At 57.4% G+C, this 23,692-nt stretch carries 23 protein-coding genes, 2 tRNA genes and 2 pseudogenes; 20 read left to right on the top strand and 7 right to left on the bottom strand.

Annotation, left to right across the window (positions count from 1 at the left end):
- Positions 1–75 precede the first annotated feature (75 nt).
- The 9 genes from ppsA (at position 76) to ACVW0Y_RS15000 (ending at position 8,973) form a co-directional block, all read left to right on the top strand.
- On the top strand, positions 76–2,448 hold the full coding sequence (ppsA, locus tag ACVW0Y_RS15040; protein WP_457439112.1) for a phosphoenolpyruvate synthase: 2,373 nt from the start codon (positions 76–78) through the stop codon (positions 2,446–2,448).
- A 146-nt stretch (positions 2,449–2,594) separates the two neighbouring features.
- Positions 2,595–3,593 carry an alpha/beta fold hydrolase gene (locus ACVW0Y_RS15035; protein WP_457439111.1) on the top strand — a complete coding sequence of 333 codons (999 nt, stop codon included), beginning with the start codon at positions 2,595–2,597 and terminating at the stop codon, positions 3,591–3,593.
- 101 nt (positions 3,594–3,694) lie between these two features.
- On the top strand, positions 3,695–4,183 hold the full coding sequence (rraA, locus tag ACVW0Y_RS15030; RefSeq protein WP_457439110.1) for a ribonuclease E activity regulator RraA: 489 nt from the start codon (positions 3,695–3,697) through the stop codon (positions 4,181–4,183).
- Between the two features lie 47 nt (positions 4,184–4,230).
- Positions 4,231–5,226, top strand: a complete 996-nt coding sequence (locus ACVW0Y_RS15025; RefSeq protein ID WP_457439109.1) for a zinc transporter ZntB — start codon at positions 4,231–4,233, stop codon at positions 5,224–5,226.
- Between the two features lie 53 nt (positions 5,227–5,279).
- Complete coding sequence (locus ACVW0Y_RS15020) at positions 5,280–5,525, top strand: CrfX protein (protein WP_457439108.1); 246 nt, start codon at positions 5,280–5,282, stop codon at positions 5,523–5,525.
- A gap of 2 nt (positions 5,526–5,527) precedes the next feature.
- The gene (locus ACVW0Y_RS15015; protein WP_457439107.1) at positions 5,528–6,352 is read left to right on the top strand and encodes a mechanosensitive ion channel family protein; all 825 of its coding nucleotides are present in this window, start codon (positions 5,528–5,530) and stop codon (positions 6,350–6,352) included.
- A 93-nt stretch (positions 6,353–6,445) separates the two neighbouring features.
- Positions 6,446–7,036: an RNA polymerase sigma factor SigX gene (gene sigX / locus ACVW0Y_RS15010; protein WP_457439106.1), complete on the top strand. Its 591-nt coding sequence runs from the start codon at positions 6,446–6,448 to the stop codon at positions 7,034–7,036.
- Between the two features lie 107 nt (positions 7,037–7,143).
- Positions 7,144–8,178, top strand: coding sequence for an OmpA family protein (locus ACVW0Y_RS15005; protein WP_457439105.1), 1,035 nt, complete (start codon positions 7,144–7,146; stop codon positions 8,176–8,178).
- A gap of 123 nt (positions 8,179–8,301) precedes the next feature.
- A complete protein-coding gene (locus tag ACVW0Y_RS15000) occupies positions 8,302–8,973 on the top strand; it encodes a peptidase C39 family protein (protein WP_457439104.1) in 672 nt (223 codons plus the stop codon).
- Between the two features lie 57 nt (positions 8,974–9,030).
- Here ACVW0Y_RS15000 and ACVW0Y_RS14995 read toward each other — a convergent pair whose 3' ends face one another.
- On the bottom strand, positions 9,031–10,314 hold the full coding sequence (locus ACVW0Y_RS14995; protein ID WP_457439103.1) for an NAD(P)/FAD-dependent oxidoreductase: 1,284 nt from the start codon (positions 10,312–10,314) through the stop codon (positions 9,031–9,033).
- 183 nt (positions 10,315–10,497) lie between these two features.
- Between ACVW0Y_RS14995 and ACVW0Y_RS14990 the strand changes: the two genes are divergently transcribed.
- From ACVW0Y_RS14990 to ACVW0Y_RS14945, 10 genes are all read left to right on the top strand, one after another.
- A tRNA-Val gene (locus ACVW0Y_RS14990) sits at positions 10,498–10,574 on the top strand.
- A 223-nt stretch (positions 10,575–10,797) separates the two neighbouring features.
- Positions 10,798–12,720 (top strand): threonine--tRNA ligase, encoded by a 1,923-nt coding sequence (gene thrS, locus ACVW0Y_RS14985; protein ID WP_457439102.1) that lies wholly within the window; start codon positions 10,798–10,800, stop codon positions 12,718–12,720.
- The gene (gene infC, locus ACVW0Y_RS14980; protein WP_177411407.1) at positions 12,720–13,271 is read left to right on the top strand and encodes a translation initiation factor IF-3; all 552 of its coding nucleotides are present in this window, start codon (positions 12,720–12,722) and stop codon (positions 13,269–13,271) included. The genes thrS and infC overlap by 1 nt, the downstream gene beginning before the upstream one ends.
- A 60-nt stretch (positions 13,272–13,331) precedes the next feature.
- On the top strand, positions 13,332–13,526 hold the full coding sequence (gene rpmI, locus ACVW0Y_RS14975) for a 50S ribosomal protein L35 (RefSeq protein ID WP_042552869.1): 195 nt from the start codon (positions 13,332–13,334) through the stop codon (positions 13,524–13,526).
- A gap of 29 nt (positions 13,527–13,555) precedes the next feature.
- Positions 13,556–13,912: a 50S ribosomal protein L20 gene (rplT, locus tag ACVW0Y_RS14970; RefSeq protein ID WP_108096687.1), complete on the top strand. Its 357-nt coding sequence runs from the start codon at positions 13,556–13,558 to the stop codon at positions 13,910–13,912.
- Between the two features lie 95 nt (positions 13,913–14,007).
- Positions 14,008–15,024: a phenylalanine--tRNA ligase subunit alpha gene (gene pheS / locus ACVW0Y_RS14965; protein ID WP_457439101.1), complete on the top strand. Its 1,017-nt coding sequence runs from the start codon at positions 14,008–14,010 to the stop codon at positions 15,022–15,024.
- Between the two features lie 38 nt (positions 15,025–15,062).
- Complete coding sequence (gene pheT / locus ACVW0Y_RS14960; RefSeq protein ID WP_457439100.1) at positions 15,063–17,441, top strand: phenylalanine--tRNA ligase subunit beta; 2,379 nt, start codon at positions 15,063–15,065, stop codon at positions 17,439–17,441.
- A gap of 3 nt (positions 17,442–17,444) precedes the next feature.
- The gene (gene ihfA / locus ACVW0Y_RS14955) at positions 17,445–17,747 is read left to right on the top strand and encodes an integration host factor subunit alpha (protein WP_003243414.1); all 303 of its coding nucleotides are present in this window, start codon (positions 17,445–17,447) and stop codon (positions 17,745–17,747) included.
- On the top strand, positions 17,728–18,084 hold the full coding sequence (locus tag ACVW0Y_RS14950) for a MerR family transcriptional regulator (RefSeq protein ID WP_108096684.1): 357 nt from the start codon (positions 17,728–17,730) through the stop codon (positions 18,082–18,084). The genes ihfA and ACVW0Y_RS14950 overlap by 20 nt, the downstream gene beginning before the upstream one ends.
- Before the next feature lie 92 nt (positions 18,085–18,176).
- Positions 18,177–18,253: transfer RNA gene (locus ACVW0Y_RS14945), tRNA-Pro, on the top strand.
- 77 nt (positions 18,254–18,330) lie between these two features.
- Here ACVW0Y_RS14945 and ACVW0Y_RS14940 read toward each other — a convergent pair.
- Positions 18,331–19,441, bottom strand: a pseudogene (locus ACVW0Y_RS14940) (tyrosine-type recombinase/integrase).
- Positions 19,441–19,653: a hypothetical protein gene (locus tag ACVW0Y_RS14935; protein WP_457439099.1), complete on the bottom strand. Its 213-nt coding sequence runs from the start codon at positions 19,651–19,653 to the stop codon at positions 19,441–19,443. Before ACVW0Y_RS14935 ends, ACVW0Y_RS14940 begins: the two are co-directional and overlap by 1 nt.
- Before the next feature lie 113 nt (positions 19,654–19,766).
- On the opposite strand from ACVW0Y_RS14935, the gene ACVW0Y_RS14930 reads away from it, so the two are divergent.
- Entirely contained in the window at positions 19,767–20,150 is a 384-nt protein-coding gene (locus ACVW0Y_RS14930; protein WP_457439098.1) for a hypothetical protein, read from the top strand.
- Between the two features lie 72 nt (positions 20,151–20,222).
- On the opposite strand, the gene ACVW0Y_RS14925 is transcribed toward ACVW0Y_RS14930, so the two are convergent.
- The 4 genes and pseudogenes from ACVW0Y_RS14925 to ACVW0Y_RS14910 all read right to left on the bottom strand — a co-directional run bounded on the left by ACVW0Y_RS14925 (position 20,223) and on the right by ACVW0Y_RS14910 (position 23,235).
- Positions 20,223–20,390 (bottom strand): hypothetical protein, encoded by a 168-nt coding sequence (locus ACVW0Y_RS14925; RefSeq protein ID WP_457439303.1) that lies wholly within the window; start codon positions 20,388–20,390, stop codon positions 20,223–20,225.
- A complete protein-coding gene (locus ACVW0Y_RS14920) occupies positions 20,387–20,557 on the bottom strand; it encodes a DUF4406 domain-containing protein (RefSeq protein ID WP_457439097.1) in 171 nt (56 codons plus the stop codon). The genes ACVW0Y_RS14925 and ACVW0Y_RS14920 overlap by 4 nt, the downstream gene beginning before the upstream one ends.
- A gap of 471 nt (positions 20,558–21,028) precedes the next feature.
- Positions 21,029–21,981 (bottom strand): annotated as a pseudogene (locus ACVW0Y_RS14915) (TIGR02677 family protein).
- A gap of 384 nt (positions 21,982–22,365) precedes the next feature.
- Positions 22,366–23,235 (bottom strand): SPFH domain-containing protein, encoded by an 870-nt coding sequence (locus tag ACVW0Y_RS14910; protein WP_457439096.1) that lies wholly within the window; start codon positions 23,233–23,235, stop codon positions 22,366–22,368.
- Positions 23,236–23,692: the final 457 nt, after the last annotated feature.

The following is a 23,692-nucleotide window of genomic DNA, read 5'->3' as shown; positions in this document are numbered from 1 at the left end:
TGCAATCTGTACGCAGCAGGGTGTGAGAGTAAATAGGGTCTGAGCTAGTCCAACACCGTTAGTGGAGAGATCACCTTGGCTGAATACGTAGTTTCCCTCGATAAGCTCGGCGTCCATGATGTGGAGCACGTGGGGGGCAAGAACGCATCCCTCGGCGAAATGATCAGTAACCTCGCAGGCGCTGGCGTCTCGGTCCCCGGTGGTTTCGCGACCACCGCCCAAGCCTACCGTGATTTCCTTGAACTGAGCGGCCTCAACGCGCAGATCCATGCCGCGCTCGACGCGCTGGATGTCGATGATGTCAACGCCCTGGCCAAAACCGGTGCGCAGATCCGTCAATGGATCATGGAAGCGGAATTCCCTGAACGCCTCAACGCTGAAATCCGCACTGCCTTCGCCGCCATGGCCAATGGCAACGAGAACATGGCTGTCGCGGTTCGCTCCTCGGCCACCGCCGAAGACCTGCCAGATGCCTCCTTCGCTGGCCAGCAAGAAACCTTCCTGAATATCCGCGGCGTGGAAAACGTCATTCGTGCGGCCAAGGAAGTGTTCGCCTCGCTGTTCAACGACCGCGCCATTTCCTACCGCGTACACCAGGGTTTCGACCACAAGCTGGTGGCCCTGTCGGCTGGCGTGCAGCGCATGGTGCGCTCGGAAACCGGCACGGCCGGCGTGTTGTTCACCCTGGATACCGAATCGGGTTTCCGTGACGTGGTGTTTATCACCGGCGCCTACGGCCTGGGCGAAACCGTGGTGCAAGGCGCGGTCAACCCGGACGAATTCTACGTTCACAAGAAAACCCTGGAAGAAGGCCGCCCGGCGATCCTGCGTCGCAACCTGGGCAGCAAAGCCATCAAGATGATCTACGGCGACGAAGCCAAGGCCGGCAAATCGGTGAAAACCGTTGATGTCGACCGTGCCGACCGCGCCCGTTTCTGCCTGAGCGATGCCGAAGTCACCGAACTGGCCAAACAAGCGCTGATCATCGAAAAACACTACGGCCGCCCGATGGACATCGAGTGGGCCAAAGACGGCGACGACGGCAAGCTGTACATCGTTCAAGCGCGTCCGGAAACCGTGAAAAGCCGCACCACTGCCAACGTGATGGAGCGCTACCTGCTCAAAGAAACCAGCAAAGTGCTGGTGGAAGGTCGCGCCATTGGCCAGAAGATCGGTGCCGGTAAAGTGCGCGTGATCAACGACGTGTCCGAGATGGACAAGGTGCAGCCAGGCGACGTGTTGGTTTCCGACATGACCGACCCGGACTGGGAACCCGTGATGAAGCGCGCCAGCGCCATCGTCACCAACCGCGGCGGGCGCACCTGCCACGCGGCGATCATCGCCCGTGAACTGGGTATCCCGGCTGTTGTGGGTTGCGGCAACGCCACCCAGGTGCTGAGCGATGGCCAGGGCGTGACTGTGTCCTGCGCTGAAGGCGACACCGGTTTTATCTTCGAAGGTGAGCTGGGCTTCGACATCCGCACCAACTCAGTGGATGCCATGCCCGATCTGCCGTTCAAGATCATGATGAACGTCGGCAACCCGGACCGCGCCTTTGACTTCGCCCAGTTGCCCAACGCCGGTGTCGGCCTGGCGCGTCTGGAATTTATCATCAACCGCATGATCGGCGTGCACCCCAAGGCGCTGCTCAACTACGCCGGTCTGCCGCCGGAAATCAAAGACAGCGTCGACAAGCGCATCGCCGGTTACGACGATCCGGTCGGCTTCTATGTCGAGAAGCTGGTTGAGGGCATCAGCACCCTGGCCGCGGCGTTCTGGCCGAAGAAGGTCATCGTGCGTCTGTCGGACTTCAAGTCCAACGAATACGCCAACCTGATCGGCGGCAAGCTCTACGAGCCGGAAGAAGAGAACCCGATGCTGGGCTTCCGTGGGGCTTCGCGTTATATCAGCGAGTCGTTCCGCGATTGCTTCGAACTGGAATGCCGCGCACTGAAGAAAGTGCGCAATGAGATGGGCCTGACCAACGTCGAAATCATGGTGCCGTTCGTGCGTACCCTGGGCGAAGCCAGCCAGGTAATCGACCTGCTGGCGGCCAATGGTCTGTCCCGTGGCAAAGATGGCCTGCGCATCATCATGATGTGCGAACTGCCGTCCAACGCCATTCTGGCCGAGGAATTCCTTGAGTTCTTCGACGGTTTCTCCATCGGTTCCAACGACCTGACCCAGTTGACCCTGGGTCTGGACCGTGACTCCGGGATCATCGCGCACCTGTTCGATGAGCGTAATCCGGCGGTTAAGAAGCTGCTGTCCAACGCCATCCAGGCCTGTAACAAGGCGGGCAAATACATCGGCATTTGCGGTCAGGGCCCCTCGGACCACCCGGACCTGGCCAAATGGCTGATGGAACAGGGCATCGAAAGCGTGTCGTTGAACCCGGACTCCGTGCTGGAAACCTGGTTCTTCCTGGCTGAAGGCCAACAGGCCTGAGGTTCGTTGGGCTTCGCTGCGCTCAATCCAACCTACGGTTGATGCGTAAGTTGGGTTGAGCGCAGCGAAGCCCAACAAAAACACCAAAGAAGGGCGGGTCCATTCCCGCCCTTTTTTCTGCAAGTTTTTTCTGTCAGTCGATCCGCATGCAAAGTAGCAGTGAACTGTTTCCCGTAGCCTTGATGAGCGCCGAGTTTCGTGGCGATCTCAGTGAGGACGTATACCGTCTCAAACCCTCCAATAGCCCCGACTTCAGCGTGGAACTGGCCCTGACCCGTCTGGGTATGGCTGATCATGGCGAGAACCGTGGCGTGCCGGTGATTCTGATCCCTGGCAGCTTTTCCAACCGGCGCTTCTGGTACTCGCCCAAATGCGTTGGCCTGGGGCCTTACCTGGCGCGTGCCGGCTTCGATGTGTGGATCGCCGAAATGCGTGGCCACGGCTTGTCGCCGCGCAATCTCGAGTACCGACACAACAAGGTCGCCGATTACGTCCGCTACGACTTGCCAGCCATTGCCGCCTTTGTGCGTGAGCAAAGCGGCCAGGCACCGCACTGGATTGGCCATTCGCTGGGCGGTATTACCCTGGCCGGTGCGCTGGGTGGGCGTTACCTCGACGCAGACGACGTGGCGTCAGTGGCCTTGTTCGGCAGCCAGATCAGCCGCGTCTACTGGCCGTTGAAAGTGCCGCTGGTGGAGTGGAGTGCGCGCCTGTTGCTCAAGGGCGTATCGGTGATTTCCGGCTCACGCCTCAAGCGTGGCCCGGAAGACGAGCCGATCGGCCTGATCCGCGAAAGCCTGCGCTGGCACGGCCTGTTCGGCCGCTTTGGCGAGGGCAAGAAGAACGATTGGTGGAAAGGTCTGGCCGAGGTCAACGTGCCGGTGCTGGCTGTGGGGGCCGATGGCGACCTGCAGGACCCGGCCTGGGGCTGTCGCAAGTTGCTCGAACAGTTCGGTTCCGAGCGCCGGCGTTTTCTCTGTCTCGGCAAGAAGCAGGGCTTTAGCGATGATTTCGGCCATGTCGAAATGCTGGTCAGCAAGGCAGCGCAAGAGGAAGTCTGGCCGCTGGCTGAACATTGGCTGCGCCATTTGCGCCTGCCTGATGCGCTGGAACCCGCTGAACAGGACGTTTCATCGCCGCAGTGACGCGGCTAAGATGGCGCCGTATTGAACTTTTGAATCAGTAGAGCTTTGAACCAGTAGAGCTTTGAACAAGCGGTTTCCAAAACCTATCAAGGAGTTTTCCCATGCAATACGTCACTCCCGATTTGTGCGACGCCTACCCGGAGCTGGTGCAGGTAGTCGAGCCGATGTTCAGCAATTTCGGCGGCCGCGACTCCTTTGGTGGTGAAATCGTCACCATCAAGTGCTTCGAAGACAACTCGCTGGTCAAAGACCAGGTCGACCTGCCAGGCAAAGGCAAAGTCCTGGTGGTGGACGCGGGTGGCTCGCTGCGTCGCGCGGTGCTCGGTGACATGCTCGCGGAAAAAGCCGCGAAGAATGGCTGGGAAGGCTTGGTGATCTACGGGTGCATCCGTGACGTCGATGTCATCGCGCAGACCGAACTGGGCGTGCAGGCGCTGGCCAGCCACCCGATGAAGACCGAAAAGCGCGGCATTGGCGACCTCAACGTAGCCGTGACCTTCGGTGGCGTAACCTTCCGCCCGGGTGAGTTCGTGTATGCCGACAACAACGGCGTCATCATCTCGCCGCAAGCGTTGAAGATGCCTGCGTAAGGCTAGGAAACCCGGTGAAAACCGGGTTTTTTGTTAAGGGATAGGGAATGCACGAAGAAGACAATGCGCAATGGGGGCTGGTCCATGCTTTTGTGCTGGACGGCGAGGGCGGTGCTCGCTCGGTCACCCGCCAGCAAATTGATGGGCTGACGTTACAGGCGCAAGAAAGCCTGTGGCTGCACTGGGATCGCGGCCATCCGCAAACCCACGCCTGGCTGCGCGACGGCAGTGGCTTGAACGAATTCAGTTGCGACTTGCTGCTGGAGGAGAACACCCGCCCGCGCCTGTTGCCGCTGCCCAATGACGAACTGCTGTTGTTTCTGCGAGGGGTCAACCTGAACCCTGGTGCCGAACCGGAAGACATGGTTTCGGTGCGCATTTTTGCCGCCGCCCAGCGGGTCATCTCACTGCGCCTGCGCCCGTTGCATGCCACCGAAGACCTGATTGCCGAACTGGAAGCGGGCAAGGGGCCGAAAACTGCCTCGGAACTGATGCTGTACCTGGCGCAGCACATGACCGGCAGGGTCGATGCGTTGGTGGCGGATCTGTCTGAGCTGGTCGACAGCCAGGAAGAGCAGGCTGATGCCGATGAGCGTTTCACCCCTGAGCATGGGCAGATGCTGCATATCCGCCGTCGAGCGGCAGGCTTGCGCCGTTTTCTCGCGCCGCAGCGGGATATCTTCGGCCAACTGACACGCAACAAATTGCCGTGGTTTGCCGATGACGACAGCGACTACTGGAACGAATTGAACAACCGCCTGACCCGCTACCTAGAAGAACTCGAGCTGATCCGCGAGCGGGTAGGGCTGGTGCTGGAAACCGAGAGCCGGCGCATGAGTGAGCGGATGAACCGGACCATGTACCGCTTCGGCATCGTCACCGGAATTTTCCTGCCGATGAGTTTTCTCACAGGCCTGCTGGGCATCAATGTTGGCGGTATTCCGGGTTCTGAAAGCCCCTATGGGTTTCTGTTGGCCTGCCTGTTGATGGCGTCGGTTGCGTTGGGACAATGGTGGCTTTTTCGTCGATTGCGTTGGGTTTGATGTGACTTGGCGAAATTACGCCGCGTCTAGCCCTGAGAAATCCTGAGGTGCGCATGCACGATCCATTCGAACAATCCCTGCGAGATCTGCTCAAGTCCTCGGCTACCAGCCACGACGATGACGCAACCCTGGGCCGTGTGTTGAAAACCGCCAACCGGCAAGTGGGTGCCGGCGACCTGTTCGGCCTGATGGGGCGTTGCCTCGAAGCGCTGATGATCGCCGTCAGCACCGGCTCCGATCACGTAGCCCCGGTATCTCGCCGCACTTCCTCCGCTCGTAATCCCAATAAGGCTGACTGAACATGGAACTCGATCTCTGGACTCAAAGCCTGAAAGAGGCGATGGCCGCCCTGTGGACCAAGGTTGCCGTGTTCATCCCCAACCTGTTCGTGGCGCTTATTCTGGTCTTGCTGGGGTTTGTCGTGGCCAAGTTGCTCGACACCCTGCTGTCCAAACTGCTCGGTAAGGTTGGCCTGGATCGCCTGATGGCGGGTACGGGGCTGACTAAACTGATCGGCCGTGCCGGCATCCAGGTGCCGGTCTCGGCCTTGATCGGCAAGATCGTTTACTGGTTCGTTCTTCTGGTTTTCCTGGTCTCGGCTGCGGAGTCGCTGGGGCTGCAGCGGGTATCCGCCACCCTCGACGTGCTGGCACTGTACCTGCCCAAGGTCTTTGGCGCGGCGATGGTGCTGGTGATCGGTATCTTGCTGGCGCAACTGGTCAGTGGCCTGGTACGCAGTGCCGCCGACGGTGTCGGACTGGATTACGCCAACGGTCTGGGGCGTATCGCTCAGGGCCTGGTGATCATTCTCAGCATTTCGGTCGCGATCGGTCAGCTCGAAGTCAAAACCGACCTGCTCAACAATGTCATCGCCATCGTGCTGATCTCCGTTGGTCTGGCCGTGGCACTGGCCCTGGGCCTGGGTAGCCGTGACATCGCCGCGCAGATTCTCGCCGGTATCTATGTGCGTGAGCTGTATGAGGTCGGGCAGCAGCTGAAGGTGGGCGAGGTGGAAGGGCAGATCGAAGAAATCGGTACTGTTAAGACCATCCTGCTGACGGATGACGGCGAGCTGGTTTCGCTGGCCAATCGCGAAATTCTCGAGCAACGGGTGAGCAGCCGCTGACACGCCAATCCCTGCTAATGTATGCCGCCATCCTGGACTGTCTGAGGTTCAAGGCTGTGGCGGCTATTCACCAGACTGCCGGCCCGACTCGTTTTGAATAAAGCTCAAACGCTATCTTCCCGCTATGACCCCCGCGAGCTCTCGGATGAAGAGCTGGTGGCGCGTGCGCATGTGGAGTTGTTCCACATTACGCGGGCATATGAAGAGCTAATGCGTCGTTACCAACGCACTTTATTTAACGTATGTGCGCGTTATCTCGGAAACGACCGGGATGCCGACGACGTCTGTCAAGAAGTAATGTTGAAAGTTTTATATGGCTTGAAGAATTTTGAAGGCAAGTCAAAGTTCAAGACTTGGCTTTACAGCATTACCTACAACGAGTGCATTACCCAGTACCGGAAAGAGCGGCGAAAAAGACGTTTATTGGACGCCCTTAGTTTGGATCCTTTGGAAGAGGCTTCTGAAGAAAAGGCTCCTGTAGCCCAGGAGCCTGGCGGCCTCGACCGTTGGTTGGTGCATGTGAATCCCATTGATCGAGAGATTCTGGTGCTGCGATTTGTCGCAGAGCTTGAGTTTCAAGAGATTGCCGACATCATGCACATGGGATTGAGCGCAACCAAGATGCGATATAAACGGGCGCTCGATCGTTTGCGGGAAAAATTTTCGGGGATAGCCGAAACTTAGTTGGGTGAAATACCTCTAACCGACCAGGCGATTCCTGTTAGAATCGCCGCCTGAGTTGTCTTGCGTTTGTCAGACAACTTACTGACCACCAAGATAGGGATTTACGGATGAAATTTAAAAACACCTTAGGCGTTGTTATCGGCTCGCTGATTGCTGCTTCTTCTCTTCAGGCGTTGGCCCAAGGCCAAGGTGCAGTAGAAGTTGAAGGCTTCGCCAAGAAGGAAATGTTCGACAGCGCTCGTGACTTCAAAAACAACGGCAACCTGTTCGGTGGTTCCATCGGTTACTTCCTGACCGACGAAGTTGAACTGCGTCTGGGTTACGACGAAGTCCACAACGCTCGCAGCGAAGACGGCCGTAACATCAAAGGCTCGAACACTGCTCTCGACGCCCTGTACCACTTCAACGCTCCGGGCGACGTTGTTCGTCCGTACGTTTCCGCTGGTTTCTCGGACCAGAGCATTGGCCAGAACGGCGCTGGTGGCCGTAACGGTTCCACCTTCGCCAACGTTGGCGGCGGTGCCAAGGTTTACTTCACCGACAACTTCTACGCCCGTGCTGGCGTTGAAGCTCAGTACAACATCGACCAAGGCGACACCGAGTGGGCACCAAGCGTCGGCATCGGCGTTAACTTCGGTGGCGGCAAAAAAGCAGCTGAGCCAGTTGCTGCTCCTGCTCCAGAAGTCTGCTCCGACAGCGACAACGACGGCGTTTGCGACAACGTCGACAAGTGCCCAGGCACCGCTGCCAACGTAACCGTTGATGCAGATGGCTGCCCAGCTGTTGCTGAAGTTGTTCGCGTTGAGCTGGACGTGAAATTCGACTTCGACAAAGCGAAAGTCAAAGAAGAAAGCTACGGCGATATCAAGAACCTGGCTGACTTCATGAAGCAGTACCCAGCGACTTCCACCACTGTTGAAGGTCACACCGACTCCGTTGGTACTGACGCTTACAACCAAAAACTGTCCGAGCGTCGTGCTAACGCCGTTCGTGAAGTTCTGGTTAACCAGTACGGTGTAGGTGGCGAGCGCGTTAACGCTGTTGGCTACGGCGAGTCCAAGCCGGTTGCGGATAACGCTACCGAAGCTGGCCGCGCTGTAAACCGTCGCGTAGAAGCTGAAGTAGAAGCCCAAGCTAAGTAATTAGCGCGGTGTTTCAGAAAAGCCCGGCCTAGGTCGGGCTTTTCTTTGCCCGGAATAAAGGTTTGCCCTTGGTCGCCCATGTATGATTCGGGCCTTTCATGGATTAATCGGGAGCATGCGCAGGTGTCGAGACTTCGATCGTTACTGCTGACGGGCAGTGTGTTGCTGCTGGTGGCTGGTTGCTCCTCGCAGGTGGTGGTTGCGCCCGAAGTACGTGCGTTGCCAGAGCGTGTCGAGTTGAATGCGGTGCCGTTTTTTGCCGAGACTGCTTTCGAGGGCGCTCCCGGTGCGGTGGCGATGATGTTGTCCCAGCAGGATGTGGTGACCACGCCTGGGTTGGTGGCCAAAAAAATGCGCTTGCCGGGCCAGGAAACCGCGATAGAGAAGAACTTGAACCGCGTGGTAAACGAGCACGGTTTGCTCGTTTATCCTCTGTCTTCGCGATTGGCTGATGTATTGGAGCAGGTGTCGGCTGGCTACCCGGTGCTGGCGCGGTTGGATGACAGCAGTCTGGTGTCCTCGCCGCACTACGCTGTGGTCGTCGGTTATGACCGGGTCAAGCAGCGCTTGCTGTTGCGTTCCGGGATGAGTCGTCGGCTGGTGGTGAGCTTCAAAGACTTCCAGGCGGCCTGGGATAAGCTCGGCAATTGGGCTGTGCTGATTCAGGCGCCGGCGCAGTTGCCAGCGAATGTCGAGCGGCAACGCTGGTTGAGTGCGGTGTCGCAGCTTGAGCAAGCAGGCCAGAAGCTGGCCGCTGGTAATGCCCGTGAAGCACTTGAGCACGGCGCACATTAAATAGCTGAAAATGAAAACGGTGCCCTCGAGGCGCCGTTTTCATTTCTGCATTCGAACTTAGAAGCCGAGCTTGTCGCGCAGGCTGTAGTACCAGGCGCCCATCGCGGTGAACGGTACGCGCATCATATGGCCGCCCGGGAACGGATAGTGCGGCAGGCCGGCGAAGGCGTCGAAGCGTTCAGCCTGACCGCGCAGGGATTCGGCCAGAATCTTTCCCGCCAGATGGGTGTAGGTAACACCGTGGCCGCTGCAGCCTTGGGAGTAATAGATGTTGTCGCCCAGGCGACCCACTTGCGGCAGCCGCGACAAGGTGAGTAGGAAGTTGCCGGTCCAGGCGTAGTCGATCTTCACGTTCTTCAGCTGTGGGAAGGTTTTCACCAGTTTGGGGCGAATAATGGCTTCGATGTTGGCCGGATCACGAGCGCCATACACCACGCCGCCGCCGAAGATCAGGCGCTTGTCGCCGCTGAGGCGGTAGTAGTCGAGCAGGTAGTTGCAGTCTTCCACGCAGTAGTCTTGCGGCAGCAAGCTGGCGGCGACTTCGTCGCTCAGCGGTTCGGTGGTAATCACCTGGGTGCCGCATGGCATCGATTTGGCAGACAGCTCCGGAATCAGGTTGCCCAAGTAAGCGTTGCCGGCGACGACCACGAACTTGGCTTTCACTCGGCCCTGCGGCGTGTGCACTACAGGGTTGGCACCGCGCTCGATGCGAGTGGCAGGGGTTTGTTCGTAGATAACACCACCCAGAGATTCAACGGCCGCGGCTTCGCCGAGCGCCAGGTTCAGCGGGTGGATGTGGCCGCCGCTCATGTCGAGCATGCCGCCAATGTAATTCTCGGTATTGACCACTTCGCGGATGCGCGTGCTATCCATCAGCTCAAGCTGGGTGTGGCCGTAGCGTTCCCAGAGCTTTTTTTGCGATTCCAGATGGCCCATCTGCTTTTTGGTGATGGCTGCGAACACGCCTCCGTCCTTCAAGTCGCACTGAATATTGTAGGTGGCGATGCGCTCGCGAATGATGCGACCACCTTCAAACGCCATCTGGCCAAGGAGTTGCGCCTGCTTCGGGCCGACGGTGCGCTCAATGACGTCGATATCGCGGCTGTAGCTGTTGACGATCTGACCGCCATTGCGGCCGGAGGCGCCGAAGCCAACTTTGGCGGCTTCAACGATGGTGACTTTGAAGCCGTTTTCCAGGAGGAAGAGGGCGGTGGAAAGCCCGGTGTAACCTGCACCCACAACACAGACATCGGTTTCTACGTCGCCGACCAACTCGGGTCTGGCGGGTACGGCATTGGCCGACGCGGCGTAGTAAGACTGCGGATAAGAAGTGTGTGCCATCTTGCAACCTCTGTTTTATATTTTTTACGAATCGGCCGATGCTACCTGAGATAAAAATGCCCGGCTAGCCTCCGTGCAAAATATAAAACGCCGCTCTGAACAGTAAAAAATACGTTTATTCAGGTAGTTAGCGAGAAAAGAGTTGACTCTTTTAGCTGCCTCCGTAGAATGCGCCTCCATTGCAGGCACGTAGCTCAGTTGGTTAGAGCACCACCTTGACATGGTGGGGGTCGTTGGTTCGAGTCCAATCGTGCCTACCAAATTTAAAGGGTCACTTCGGTGACCCTTTTTTATTGGGCGCTTGTCAGGGCTGCGGCTTTCTGAAAGCATCCAAGGTCCTAAAAATCCCCAGTGACTGCGGTTCGGTTCAGGTTGGCCCTCGGGCTCCTGCCACTGTGAGGCGGGTATACCGCCGGATCGCGTACTGGCTCATCCCAACCCATGTGACCTTTGGTAGGGGTCACCACTAGGAGAGGAAGCGCCATGCCTGTTATTACTCTTCCCGACGGCAGTCAGCGTTCATTCGATCACCCGGTTTCCGTAGCCGAGGTGGCTCAATCCATTGGTGCCGGTCTGGCCAAGGCCACCGTGGCTGGCAAAGTCAACGGTACGCTGGTAGACGCCTGCGATCTCATCAGCAGCGACGCCACTCTGCAGATCATTACGCCGAAGGACGAAGAGGGGCTGGAAATTATCCGTCACTCCTGCGCTCACTTGGTGGGGCATGCGGTCAAGCAGCTGTATCCGACTGCGCGCATGGTGATCGGTCCGGTCATCGAAGAAGGCTTCTATTACGATATCGCCTACGAGCGCCCCTTTACGCTGGACGACCTGTCCGCGATCGAAGCGCGTATGCACCAGCTGATCGATACCGAATACGACGTGGTCAAAAAGATGACTCCGCGTGCCGAAGTCATCGCTGAGTTTTCCGCTCGCGGCGAGGAATACAAGCTGCGTCTGGTCGAGGACATGCCTGATACCCAGCAGATGGGCCTCTACTATCACCAAGAATACCTCGACATGTGCCGCGGTCCGCACGTGCCGAACACTCGTTTCCTTAAGGCATTCAAGCTGACCAAGCTGTCCGGTGCCTACTGGCGCGGCGATGCCAAGAACGAGCAGTTGCAGCGCGTATACGGCACTGCCTGGGCAGATAAGAAGCAGCTGGCTGCTTATGTTCAGCGTATTGAAGAAGCTGAAAAGCGCGATCACCGCAAAATCGGCAAGCGCCTGAACCTGTTCCATACCCAGGAAGAAGCGCCGGGTATGGTGTTCTGGCATCCGAACGGTTGGACGTTGTACCAAGTGCTTGAACAGTACATGCGCCAAGTTCAGCGTGAGAACGGCTACCTCGAAATCAAGACGCCGCAAGTTGTCGACCGTAGCCTGTGGGAGAAATCCGGGCACTGGGCCAACTACGCCGAAAACATGTTTACCACTGAGTCGGAAAGCCGCGATTACGCGATTAAGCCGATGAACTGCCCATGCCACGTGCAGGTATTCAATCAGGGGCTGAAAAGCTACCGCGAGCTGCCGATGCGTCTGGCTGAGTTCGGTGCCTGCCACCGTAACGAGCCGTCGGGTGCGCTGCACGGCATCATGCGGGTTCGCGCGTTCACTCAGGACGACGCCCACATTTTCTGCACCGAAGAGCAAATGCAGGCGGAGTCGGCCGCGTTTATCAAGTTGACCCTGGATGTGTACTCAGATTTCGGCTTCACCGATATTCAGCTCAAGCTATCGACTCGCCCTGAAAAGCGTGTGGGCTCCGATGAGTTGTGGGATCGTGCTGAGGCCGCTCTGGCGTCTGCGCTGGATAGTGCTGGCCTGCCATATGATCTGCAGCCGGGCGAGGGTGCGTTCTACGGTCCGAAGATCGAGTTCTCTTTGAAGGATTGCCTGGGACGCGTATGGCAGTGTGGTACCCTGCAGCTCGATTTCAACCTGCCAGTGCGTCTGGGGGCTGAATTCGTCAGTGAAGATAACAGCCGCAAGCACCCCGTTATGTTGCACCGCGCAATCCTGGGGTCGTTCGAGCGCTTTATCGGCATGCTGATCGAGCACTACGAAGGTGCATTCCCGGCTTGGCTATCGCCTACTCAGACGGTGATTTTGAATATCACCGACAAACAGGCTGATTTTGCGCTTGAGGTTGAAAAAAGCCTCAATCAAAGCGGGTTCCGTGCCAAGTCTGACTTGAGAAACGAAAAAATCGGCTTTAAAATCCGCGAGCATACTTTGCTCAAGGTTCCGTATCTCTTGGTTATCGGAGATCGGGAAGTTGAAACGCAAACTGTCGCTGTGCGTACGCGAGAAGGTGCTGACCTTGGCTCCATGCCAGTCGCCCAATTCGCTGAGTTCCTTACGCAAGCGGTTTCCCGGCGTGGTCGCCAAGATTCGGAGTAATTATTATTAAGCGTGAAATGAGACAAGATAAACGAGCTGCACCGAAAGCCCCGATCAACGAGAATATCTCGGCACGCGAGGTTCGGTTAATTGGCGCTGACGGCGAGCAAATTGGCATCGTCTCGATTGATGAAGCGCTTAGAATCGCTGAAGAATCCAAGCTGGACCTGGTAGAAATCTCCGCTGATGCGGTTCCACCGGTCTGTCGCGTAATGGATTACGGCAAATCGATCTTCGAAAAGAAGAAGCAGGTTGCCGCAGCGAAGAAGAACCAGAAACAGGTTCAGGTTAAAGAAATCAAGTTTCGTCCAGGGACGGAAGAAGGGGATTACCAGGTAAAACTACGCAACCTGGTACGTTTCCTTAGTGATGGGGACAGGGCCAAGGTTTCCTTGCGATTCCGCGGCCGTGAGATGGCGCATCAGGAGCTGGGCATGGAGTTGTTGAAGCGGGTTGAAGGTGACCTTGCTGAATACGGCACCGTTGAGCAGCACCCGAAGATGGAAGGACGCCAACTTATCATGGTCATCGCCCCCAAAAAGAAGAAATAACCACCAGGGCACGGCAGGCCTTGCGGTTATGTTTATCAACTGAATGCGGAGTATCCGAACATGCCAAAAATGAAAACCAAAAGCGGTGCAGCTAAACGTTTCTTGAAAACCGCTACCGGTTTCAAGCACAAGCACGCTTTCAAGAGCCACATCCTGACCAAAATGTCGACCAAGCGTAAGCGTCATCTGCGCGGCAGCACCATGGTGCATCCGTCTGACGTGGCAAAGGTCGCGCGCATGCTGCGCGTTCGTTAATTTCGGTCAAGAATTAGAGGAAGTTACTCATGGCTCGTGTTAAGCGTGGCGTTGTTGCTCGCCGTCGTCACAAAAAAATTCTGAAACTCGCTAAAGGCTACTATGGTGCACGTTCGCGCGTGTTCCGCGTTGCCAAACAAGCGGTAATCAAGGCAGGCCAATACGCCTACCGCGACCGTCGTCAGAAAAAACGTCAATTCCGTGCTCTGTGGATCGCCCGTATCAACGCTGGCGCCCGCATCAACGGTTTGTCCTACAGCCGTTTCATCGCTGGCTTGAAAAAGGCAGCTATCGAGATCGACCGTAAGGTTTTGGCTGATCTGGCAGTGAACGAAAAAGCGGCGTTTGCTGCGATTGTCGAGAAAGCGAAAGCCGTTCTGGCTTAAGTCCCCGACAATCACCGGGCTCGCCCGGTGCTAAACGTCACCAATAGGGGAAGAGCCTTCGAGCTCTTCCCCTATTTCGTATCTGGAGTCTGTAAATGGAAAACCTGGATGCGCTGGTCTCTCAAGCACTAGAGGCCGTTCAGCGCGCAGAAGACGTCAATGCCCTGGAGCAAATCCGGGTTCTGTATCTCGGCAAGAAAGGCGAATTGACTCAGGTAATGAAGAGCCTGGGCAATATGTCAGCCGAAGATCGCCCTAAGGTCGGTGCGCTGATCAACGCCGCCAAGGACCGTGTGCAAGACTCGCTCAACAGCCGCAAGGAATTGCTTGAGCAAGCAGCTTTGAGCGCAAAGCTCGCTGCCGAATTCATCGACGTCACCTTGCCAGGCCGCGGTCAGTCCTCCGGTGGGCTGCACCCTGTCACTCGTACGCTTGAGCGTATCGAACAGTTCTTCACTCACATTGGCTACGGCATTGCCGAAGGCCCTGAGGTCGAAGACGATTACCACAACTTCGAGGCGCTCAACATTCCTGGCCACCACCCGGCGCGGGCAATGCATGACACCTTCTATTTCAACGCCAACATGTTGCTGCGCACTCACACCTCGCCGGTTCAGGTGCGCACCATGGAATCCCAGCAGCCGCCGATCCGCATCGTCTGCCCGGGTCGCGTTTATCGCTGTGATTCGGATATCACCCACTCGCCGATGTTCCACCAGGTGGAAGGTCTGCTGGTCGACCAGGACATCAGCTTCGCTGACCTGAAAGGCACCATCGAAGAGTTTCTGCGGGTGTTCTTCGAGAAAGACCTGGGCGTGCGTTTCCGTCCGTCTTTTTTCCCTTTCACCGAGCCGTCCGCTGAAGTCGATATGCAGTGCGTGATGTGCAGCGGTAAAGGCTGCCGTGTGTGCAAACAAACCGGTTGGCTCGAGGTCATGGGTTGCGGCATGGTGCACCCGAATGTGCTGAAAATGTCCGGCATCGACCCGGAAAAATACCAAGGTTTTGCCTTCGGTATGGGCGTTGAGCGCCTGGCCATGCTGCGCTACGGCGTTAACGACTTGCGTCTGTTCTTCGACAACGACCTGCGATTCCTTGCGCAATTTCGCTAGGTCGCATGCCCGTTAACGTTTTCTAGGAGAAGAACAGAATGAAATTCAGCGAACAATGGCTGCGTAGTTGGGTAAATCCGTCGGTTTCCCGTGATGAGTTGGTAGCGCGTTTGTCCATGGCCGGTCTTGAGGTCGACAGCGTTGCGTTGGTCGCCGGCGTGTTCAGCGGTGTCGTGGTCGGTGAAGTGCTGAGCACTGAACAGCATCCGGATGCTGACAAGCTTCGCGTCTGCCAGGTAAGCAATGGCTCAGAAACCTTCCAGGTTGTCTGCGGTGCGCCGAATGTGCGCGCTGGCTTGAAAGTGCCGTTCGCCATGATCGGTGCCGAGCTCTCTGATGATTTCAACATCAAGAAAGCCAGGCTGCGTGGCATTGAATCCAACGGCATGCTTTGCTCGGCGTCCGAGCTGCAGATCAGCGATGAGAATAGCGGCTTGATGGAACTGTCCGGCGACGCTCCTGTTGGCCAGGATCTACGCGTTTATTTGGGTTTGGATGACGCCAGTATCGAAGTCGACCTCACCCCTAACCGTGGCGATTGCCTGTCGCTGGCAGGTCTGGCGCGAGAAGTAGGGGCGCTGTACGCCGCGCCAGTTAGCCGTCCTGCTGTGGCAGTGGTTCCGGCCGCTCACGATCAAGTGATCCCTGTTGGGGTGTTCGCCAGCAAGGCGTGCCCGCGTTATCTCGGTCGTGTGATTCGCAATGTCGACCTGAGCAAGACGACCCCGCTATGGATGGTCGAGCGCCTACGTCGCTCTGACGTTCGCAGCATCGATGCGGCCGTGGATATCACCAACTACGTGATGCTCGAGCTCGGTCAGCCGCTACATGCCTTCGATCTCAATGAGATCAATGGCGGTATCCGTGTGCGTATGGCGGAAGAGGGCGAGAAGCTGATTCTGCTCGACGGCCAGGAAGTAGCGCTGCGCGCCGACACCCTGGTAATCGCTGACCATCAGCGCGCTTTGGCAATTGCCGGCGTGATGGGTGGCGAGCACAGCGGCGTTGCCGCCGGTACTCGCGATCTGTTCCTGGAAAGTGCCTTCTTCGACACCATCGCCGTGGCCGGTAAGGCGCGTTCGTATGGCCTGCACACCGATGCCTCGCATCGTTTCGAGCGCGGTGTGGATTGGCGTCTGGCCCGCGAGGCGATGGAGCGTGCAACCGGTTTGCTGCTGGAAATCGTTGGCGGCGAGCCTGGTCCAATCATCGAAGTGGCCAGTGCCACCGATCTGCCGACGACTCCCTCCATCACCCTGCGTGCCGAGCGCATCAATCAAATGCTTGGCATGGAAATGGATGCTGGCGAAATCGAGCGCTTGCTGACTGCGCTGGGCTTGCAGGTGAGCGCTGCGGCGCAAGGCCAATGGCAAGTTGTGGTGCCAAGTCATCGTTTCGATATCAGCCTCGAAGTCGACTTGATCGAAGAACTGGGCCGTCTCTACGGCTACAACCGCCTGCCCGTTCGCTACCCGCAAGCGCGCCTGGCACCTCAGCCTAAGGCTGAAGCGCGGGCCGAGCTGCCAGCGTTGCGTCGTCTGCTGGTCGCCCGCGGTTATCAGGAAGCGATCACGTACAGCTTCATCGATCCTCAGCTGTTTGCCTTGTTCACTCCAGGTGTGGAGCCGTTGATGCTGGCCAACCCGATTTCCTCGGATATGGCGGCGATGCGTTCTTCGTTGTGGCCAGGTCTGGTCAAATCCGTTCAGCACAACCTGAACCGCCAGCAAACCCGCGTGCGCTTGTTCGAAAGTGGCCTGCGTTTTGTTGGGCAGCTTGAAGGACTGAAGCAAGAAGCGATGCTCGCCGGTGTGATTTGCGGTTCGCGTTTGGCTGAAGGTTGGGCGCACGGTCGCGAAACCGTCGATTTTTACGATGCCAAAGCCGACGTTGAAGCGCTTCTGGGTTTCTCCGGTGCGCAAGGCGCGTTCAGTTTTGTTGCTGGCGAACACCCCGCGCTGCATCCAGGTCAGACTGCTCGGGTTGAGCGTGATGGTCAGCTGGTAGGTTACGTCGGTGCGATCCACCCCGAGCTGGCGAAAACTCTAGGTGTTGAACAGCCGCTATTTCTCTTCGAGCTGGTTCTGGCCGAAGTGGCTCAAGGTCTTCTGCCCAAGTTTCACGAGTTGTCGCGCTTCCCCGAAGTGCGTCGTGACCTGGCGTTACTGGTTGATCAGAGCATTGCAGCTGATGCTGTACTCGGTGCCATTCGTGAGGCGGCGGGCGAGTATCTGACGGACCTCAAGCTATTTGATGTGTATCACGGTAAAGGTATTGATCCGCATAGAAAAAGCTTGGCCGTTGGCTTGACCTGGCAACATCCATCGCGCACTCTTAATGACGAAGAGGTGAGTACTACAACGCAGAATATCCTTACCTCGCTTGAAGAAAGGTTCAACGCCACGTTAAGGAAGTAGCGTATGGGGGCTCTGACGAAAGCTGAAATGGCCGAACGTCTGTACGAAGAGCTAGGCCTGAATAAACGGGAAGCCAAGGAATTGGTGGAACTGTTCTTTGAGGAAATCCGTCAGGCGCTGGAGCTGAACGAGCAGGTGAAGTTGTCCGGTTTCGGCAATTTCGACTTGCGTGACAAGCGTCAGCGCCCTGGCAGGAATCCCAAGACAGGGGAAGAAATTCCAATCACGGCAAGACGCGTGGTGACCTTCCGCCCCGGGCAAAAATTAAAAGCCAGAGTTGAGGCTTATGCTGGAACCAAGTCATAACGACGAGTTACCGCCCATACCTGGTAAGCGTTACTTCACCATTGGTGAGGTGAGCGAGCTGTGTGCGGTGAAGCCGCATGTGCTGCGTTACTGGGAGCAGGAATTTACCCAGCTTAACCCGGTAAAGCGGCGCGGCAACCGTCGGTACTACCAGCGCCAGGATGTGCTGATGATTCGGCAGATCCGAGCCCTTCTTTACGATCAGGGCTTCACCATCGGCGGCGCTCGCCAGCGCCTGTCGGGGGATGAGGCAAAAGATGACACCACGCAATATAAGCAGCTTATTCGGCAGATGATTGCCGAATTGGAAGAGGTTCTGCTGGTTTTGCGTAAGTAACACTTGGCTTTCGAAAAACTTCCACTTTTCAAAAGCTTAATGTATAGTCCGATCCGCTTTCGAGCTGTTGGGAAGCGTTTCAGATGTACCGTCGGGGCGTAGCGCAGTCCGGTAGCGCACTAGCATGGGGTGCTAGGGGTCGAGTGTTCGAATCACTCCGTCCCGACCATAATTTGTGAAGGGGATCAGTCACTTACGGTGCTGGTCCCCTTTTTCATTTCCGGCTTGCGCAAAACCCGCGCAAAACTAACCGGCGATATCGCTGATATCCAAGTCCGGAACCGCCTCAGACCACACCACTTCCGCGTGATCGCGCTGGTAGTTTTTGGTCATCTCCTCGCTGGCATGCCCGGCAATCTTCTGCCCGTCCTTCCCGGTTTTTTGTACAGGCGCAGCGACAGCGCCCGAACTTCGTGGAAGCCCGGCATCTCCTCGTCAGTCCAACCTTGTAGCAATCCGCCGCCTCGCGCGCCTCCTTAAATGCCCTGGTCAGGTACCGCTCTTCCACCTTGGTCCAGTGGTCCTTCGTTTCTGTCTGCTTCTGGTTTTGCGCTCGGTTTTCCGGTGCCCCAGGTACGGCGACACGGTGTCGTCGCCGCAGCGGCTGATGACGGCCTGCAGCTCGGGGGTAGTCTTGAAGCGAATCCACGCCGCATCGCTGGCCTTGGCTGTTTTCTTCTGGACCACGTATAGGTGGCCGTCCCGAACCCCTTCGAACTTCATATCCAAGATGCCTGTACGCCGCTGCGCGGTGATCAGTGCCAGGTCGATGGCGTTCTGCAGCCAGGCCGGCGAGTGTTCGCGGATGGCTTTCAGGCCTTCGACGGTGTGGCGTTTGCGCTTTTTCTTCTCGATACGCCCGATGGTGCTGGCCGCCGGATTGTCCGGACACAGGCCTTTGGCCACGGCGTGGTTGAGAATGTCCACCAGCAACGCCCGGCACTGGTTGGCCGTGCTAGGGGTGAGCGGGTCCAGCAATGCATGCGACCATGCGGATGGTGATCTGGTCCATGGCCTTGCTGGCGTACTCCCGGCGAAACCGCCGGTAGTGCACGCCGTACAAGGTCAGCGTGCCTTTCGACAGCCCGCGCGGCGGCAAGACGTCCTTCTCGTAGTCGTCGAGGAACGACCCGAACGATTCGGACGATTCGCCTAAGACGGCACCGACCCGGTCTGCGCCTTTCAAGAATGCCAGGTTCGGCTGCTTGGCCGCATCAATGGCTTTCAGGCGGTCGACCCCGAACTGAAACCACTTGCCATCCGTGGGTCGCCGGTAGCGGTAGGTGCTCCGGCGGTCGTCGAAGTAGAGGTTCTGTGGCAGTCCCTTATTCGACTTGTTGCGCGACAGTGGGGACATCATGCAGCTCCTTTCAATACCATCGCGACCAGGTCATTGCCGCCGGCCTGTTGGAAGGCAGCCCAGTCGATATACCAGAGTTTGCCAATTTGCTCGCCGGGGATCTGGCCGTTGCGGATGTAGTTCCTGATGGCCTGGGAGCAGGGCGGTGTGCCGTTCTGGCCCCACCGGTGCCGGCGAAACTCACTGATTTTGATCAGTTCTTTGCGCATAGGGATTCTCCTCCTGCCGATCACCGGCAGGCTGTAGGGGAGTGGGGAATGGGGTTTGCAGCTGTAGCGTGGGACAATGCTGGCGAATCGTTTACTTGAAGGAGCAAGACTGTATGCGGCTGGATGCTGCCCTTCCGTTTTTAAAACGCTATCGATACCTGATACTGGCGTTGATGGTTACGGCCTCGCTGACCAGTGTTTTCATGCGGTTCAGCAACGACTCTCAGAATTTCTGGGGAATGCTGTTAGGGCACGCACTGTTCGCCCAGGCGATCTTTGCTTACCTCCGGGGGAGCACAATTACCATTGGCCCGGGTAGCCTTGGCAGAGATGCACACCCTGCTGCTCGAGCAGCCCTGGCGGCCCTGGCGCTGATTTTTTACCTACTATTGTTCGCCTACGAAGGCGACAAGCACCCCGATTCGATATACGAGAGACGGCCCTCCGACTGGACGATGCCCACCCGCGAAGAGTTCAGGCGCGAGGCAGGGCAGTGACCTGCTCATTCCCCCACCCTCGCTGGCGAGGATGGCAAGGGCTGCCATTCGAAAGGCGTAAAGTCGTCAATCTCAAAAGACCCTACGAACCATCCATTTTCCTCGCGCCAGTACGGGCTTGATGTCGCCCAACACGCATTGCGCTATCAGCTCGACGCTCATCTCAAGCACCGACTGGACCTTGCCGAGCGCTTCCGCCAGTGGTTCTTCGGTGAAGATGATGGATCGGTTCGTGCTCATGCGGGCATCGCCTGTACTGCTGGTTGCCGGATATCTGCAGTGCTGACCTTGAAGATTCCCAGCTGGGCCGCGATGTGGTGTTCGAGCTTGGCACCTCGCGAGTTGCGCCAGGCCGGCAGCAGGGCCAGGGTGTCGCAGGTGAGCAGCTGCGGAATGTCCTGGCGCATGTAGTCGGCCCAGGATGCTTGCGGCGGGTTCTCGGCTGGATTCCACCACGTCGTAGCCCAGGGCCCGGAGGCGTGCGGCTTCGGCGTTGAAGGCTGGGTAGTTGAAGTCGGGGAGGCCGGTCATTGGCCAGGAAAGGTAGATTCGGCGCACGGGAATTCCTCACCTGCTAGCGTGATTGGTAAGTGGTTATTGGAAGGGGTAGGGCGAGACGGAAAAGCTTACGGAGACAGAAACTCAGCTGGCGCTGTTGGTTATTCGCGAGATGGAGAAGAACCGGCGAAGCCTTCGAGAGCTGGAGGTTGGTTCTGATGCGGTGCTGAAGGTGTTTCGCAGGGTGACGAGGCCACCGCGGCCGAGTCTATGGAAACGCCTGCTGTTCCCTTACAGCAAATAGCTAAAAAGTCGGGTGTCGGGTGGCAAGTAGCCGTCTGATGGTCTATCACCACTACTGGAAAGCTCAACCCAGAGCTTTAGTGAAAAGGACAATGTCGTGCCGGTTGCAGTGCAAAGGCCGCGCGCGCCAGGCGGTGGGCATTGTCATCGCGGGAGCAGGCGGCGAACCATTGCGCAAGGACGCGAAAGTCGGCCGACCGGTCGCTGCGGCCACTGCGGCCACTGCGGCCACTGCGTCGCTCATTGACTACCGCGATTGCACTTAACAATTGCGGAATTGCCGAGCGAGCACGGGCGCGTAACAACTCTGCTTGCGGCGGCTCGTTGCCACTGGCCAAGAACCAGCCTCGCAGACCTTTCCAGCGTTCACGCCAGTTATTCAGGTGACGTTGCGTTTGTTGCGCCTGTTCGCCTGCATCATCAGGAGCTGCGTCGCGCGCTTCGCGGCCAGACACTTGCAGCAGGATGGGTTCGATGGCGGTTGATAACGCCAGCAGCCTGCGGGCAATGGCGTCGGAGCGGCGAATCAGATCGCCCATGAAACGTTCCAGATAGTCGATCAGGCGACGCTTATAAGCGACCAATGTGGTCGCATCCGCCTGTTGCAACTCCAGGCTGCGAGCGACGCCCGCCATGAATGCTTGAGCGTTTTCGGCAAGACCTTGAACACCCGCACCAGGTCGCGAAGAATCTCGTGTGCCTTGTGGGTGTCTACGAGGGCGTTGGGTTGTGCTTCGTCGATTAGCCGCTGCAGGGCTTGCAAGCGGCTATCGATGTCTTCGAGGGCGACTGTCTGCAGTTCGGCACGAGGGCGCAGGCTTTCAGCGAATGCGACGAGGCTTGCCTCTACTGCTTCGCCTCCGCGCGAAAGCCGGTAAAGGTAACGCGCGCGGTAGTAGTCATTGAGCGTGGACACTCGGGTCATGTCCGGCTGCGATTCAAGGTTGCCCCACGCCGCCAGTTGAGTCAGCGCTGCGGAGACCTTTTCTTGCGACGGTGGCGTTCTGTTGGTCCAGCTAGCCTCAGCGATTACCTCATCGGGGCGCAGTTGCAGGCGTTACTGGCGCTTGGCGGCCGCGAAGACTTCCTATATGGCGCGATAGAGGCCTCCCTTCTCCGCCGTGGCGTGGCGAAACAGGCCTGAGCTAGCGTCCTGCCAAGCTGAGTCGCGAATCACCAAAGCTGCTCCAGTGACGGTCGTCACGTGAGTGATGGTGCCATTCTTAAGTTCTTTCTTGCGCTTGCCAAGCATTCGCAAGGAGTTGCTGAGCGGCCGTCGTCAGGCAGTAGTCAGCCGTTTTCGCAACGATGTAGCGGAAGTGGGGCGGCACGAGTATAGGTTGGGTTTGTTTCGCGTCTGTCAGAAGCAAAAAAGGCCTACACGATGTAGGCCTTTGTACATCCACTTTCGGCGTTATTGCTCGCTTCGCTTGGTCGCATCAATAAAGGGTAAGGCGCTGTTTGGCAGCATGGTTGTCGGTAAGGTGCCGTCCCAGCGCTCGGCTTTGGTCAGCTCCACTAGGTTCTGGTTGCTGGAGAGCGCTTGAGCCCGCGCTTTAATGGCATCGGCTTCAGCTTCACCGCGCAGTCGAGTGGCTTCGGCGTCTGCTTTGGCTTCGGCCAGTTTGGAATCGGCTTCGGCCTGGGCTTGTGTGACGCGAATCTGCGCTTGGACTTGTTCTGTCGCCAGCATTTGTTCGCGGGTTTTTACTTCCACCTCGGCCTTCATGCGCAGCGCAATGGAGCGTTCGTAGTCGTCACTGAAATCAATATTTTCGACTTGGACGCCATCAATCACCACGGGGCCGTTAATTGACTCCTTAATAGCTTTCGCGACGTCGGCGACGAATTTTCCGCGCTGCTGTACCGCGGTTACCGCGTTGTATTGGCCGAAAACGTTTTCTACCTGGGTAGGAACTTGGCGGCTTATAAGGCGGGAAACAAGACCGTCTAGATCCTGATACTGGGTGTACACCTTGGAAACTTCACCTGGGACTACGTGCCACGACACCGACACCTGAAGAGTGGCGGTCTGTTGGTCCTTGCTGTAGGCCTGCAGCTCCCGGTAGGAAGTAGCCTGACTTTGCACGGAGATGAATTTTACCGTTTCGATAAAGGGTGTCTTAAAAGAGAGGCCTGGTTCGATGACGCCAACCAGAGCACCGTTGCGCAGCAGTACGCCACGTTCGGTTTCGTCGACGGTGTACCAAGAGGTGGAAATTACACCTAGGGCAATGAGTACGGCGATCACCACTCCGATGGCCTTACTGTTGAATCCTTGCATACGCCTTCCTTTATAGAGGTTCTGATCATTCCAGGGTTGAGAGGCCCGACGAAGGCAAGCTTATAGATAGAGGAGAGCGAGGTCTGCCAATTGAGTCACTGAGCCATGGAGTCTTCTCCCTTGAAGGCAGACTTGCCTGCTGGCTTCTTCTCAGTTTTCTACTGGATCGCAGAATCATTTCAATAATGCCTTGACGGGTTTTTGTGGATGCTTATAATGCGCACCACTTCCGGCGCGGAAGGCTCTTAAAACTTCTTGTTAATCAATAGGTTAGCTAAAAATTAAGGGTTGCAAAGCAGAGTGATCTGCGTAGAATGCGCCGGGCTGACAGGGTTGAGGTTTGGTCCTGTTAGTCGATCGGGTGAGTTGATCGAAAGCGGTGTAAAGAGGGTGTTGACAGCGGTTTGAAACGCTGTAGAATTCGCCTCCCGCTGACGAGAGACTGAAGTTGATCTGA

This window comes from Pseudomonas sp. TE3786 (assembly GCF_054057335.1).
This window is presented reverse-complemented; position numbering and strand designations above follow the sequence as displayed.

What these genes read in the sequence shown, in the direction of transcription:
- ACVW0Y_RS15035 (WP_457439111.1), top strand. Translation starts at nt 2,595, where the DNA reads ATGCAAAGTAGCAGTGAACTGTTTCCCGTAGCCTTGATGAGCGCCGAG.
- rraA (WP_457439110.1), top strand. Translation starts at nt 3,695, where the DNA reads ATGCAATACGTCACTCCCGATTTGTGCGACGCCTACCCGGAGCTGGTG.
- ACVW0Y_RS15025 (WP_457439109.1), top strand. Translation starts at nt 4,231, where the DNA reads ATGCACGAAGAAGACAATGCGCAATGGGGGCTGGTCCATGCTTTTGTG.
- ACVW0Y_RS15020 (WP_457439108.1), top strand. Translation starts at nt 5,280, where the DNA reads ATGCACGATCCATTCGAACAATCCCTGCGAGATCTGCTCAAGTCCTCG.
- ACVW0Y_RS15015 (WP_457439107.1), top strand. Translation starts at nt 5,528, where the DNA reads ATGGAACTCGATCTCTGGACTCAAAGCCTGAAAGAGGCGATGGCCGCC.
- ACVW0Y_RS15005 (WP_457439105.1), top strand. Translation starts at nt 7,144, where the DNA reads ATGAAATTTAAAAACACCTTAGGCGTTGTTATCGGCTCGCTGATTGCT.
- ACVW0Y_RS14995 (WP_457439103.1), bottom strand. Translation starts at nt 10,314, where the DNA reads ATGGCACACACTTCTTATCCGCAGTCTTACTACGCCGCGTCGGCCAAT.
- thrS (WP_457439102.1), top strand. Translation starts at nt 10,798, where the DNA reads ATGCCTGTTATTACTCTTCCCGACGGCAGTCAGCGTTCATTCGATCAC.
- rpmI (WP_042552869.1), top strand. Translation starts at nt 13,332, where the DNA reads ATGCCAAAAATGAAAACCAAAAGCGGTGCAGCTAAACGTTTCTTGAAA.
- rplT (WP_108096687.1), top strand. Translation starts at nt 13,556, where the DNA reads ATGGCTCGTGTTAAGCGTGGCGTTGTTGCTCGCCGTCGTCACAAAAAA.
- pheS (WP_457439101.1), top strand. Translation starts at nt 14,008, where the DNA reads ATGGAAAACCTGGATGCGCTGGTCTCTCAAGCACTAGAGGCCGTTCAG.
- pheT (WP_457439100.1), top strand. Translation starts at nt 15,063, where the DNA reads ATGAAATTCAGCGAACAATGGCTGCGTAGTTGGGTAAATCCGTCGGTT.
- ihfA (WP_003243414.1), top strand. Translation starts at nt 17,445, where the DNA reads ATGGGGGCTCTGACGAAAGCTGAAATGGCCGAACGTCTGTACGAAGAG.
- ACVW0Y_RS14950 (WP_108096684.1), top strand. Translation starts at nt 17,728, where the DNA reads ATGCTGGAACCAAGTCATAACGACGAGTTACCGCCCATACCTGGTAAG.
- ACVW0Y_RS14935 (WP_457439099.1), bottom strand. Translation starts at nt 19,653, where the DNA reads ATGCGCAAAGAACTGATCAAAATCAGTGAGTTTCGCCGGCACCGGTGG.
- ACVW0Y_RS14930 (WP_457439098.1), top strand. Translation starts at nt 19,767, where the DNA reads ATGCGGCTGGATGCTGCCCTTCCGTTTTTAAAACGCTATCGATACCTG.
- ACVW0Y_RS14925 (WP_457439303.1), bottom strand. Translation starts at nt 20,390, where the DNA reads ATGAGCACGAACCGATCCATCATCTTCACCGAAGAACCACTGGCGGAA.
- ACVW0Y_RS14920 (WP_457439097.1), bottom strand. Translation starts at nt 20,557, where the DNA reads ATGCGCCAGGACATTCCGCAGCTGCTCACCTGCGACACCCTGGCCCTG.
- ACVW0Y_RS14910 (WP_457439096.1), bottom strand. Translation starts at nt 23,235, where the DNA reads ATGCAAGGATTCAACAGTAAGGCCATCGGAGTGGTGATCGCCGTACTC.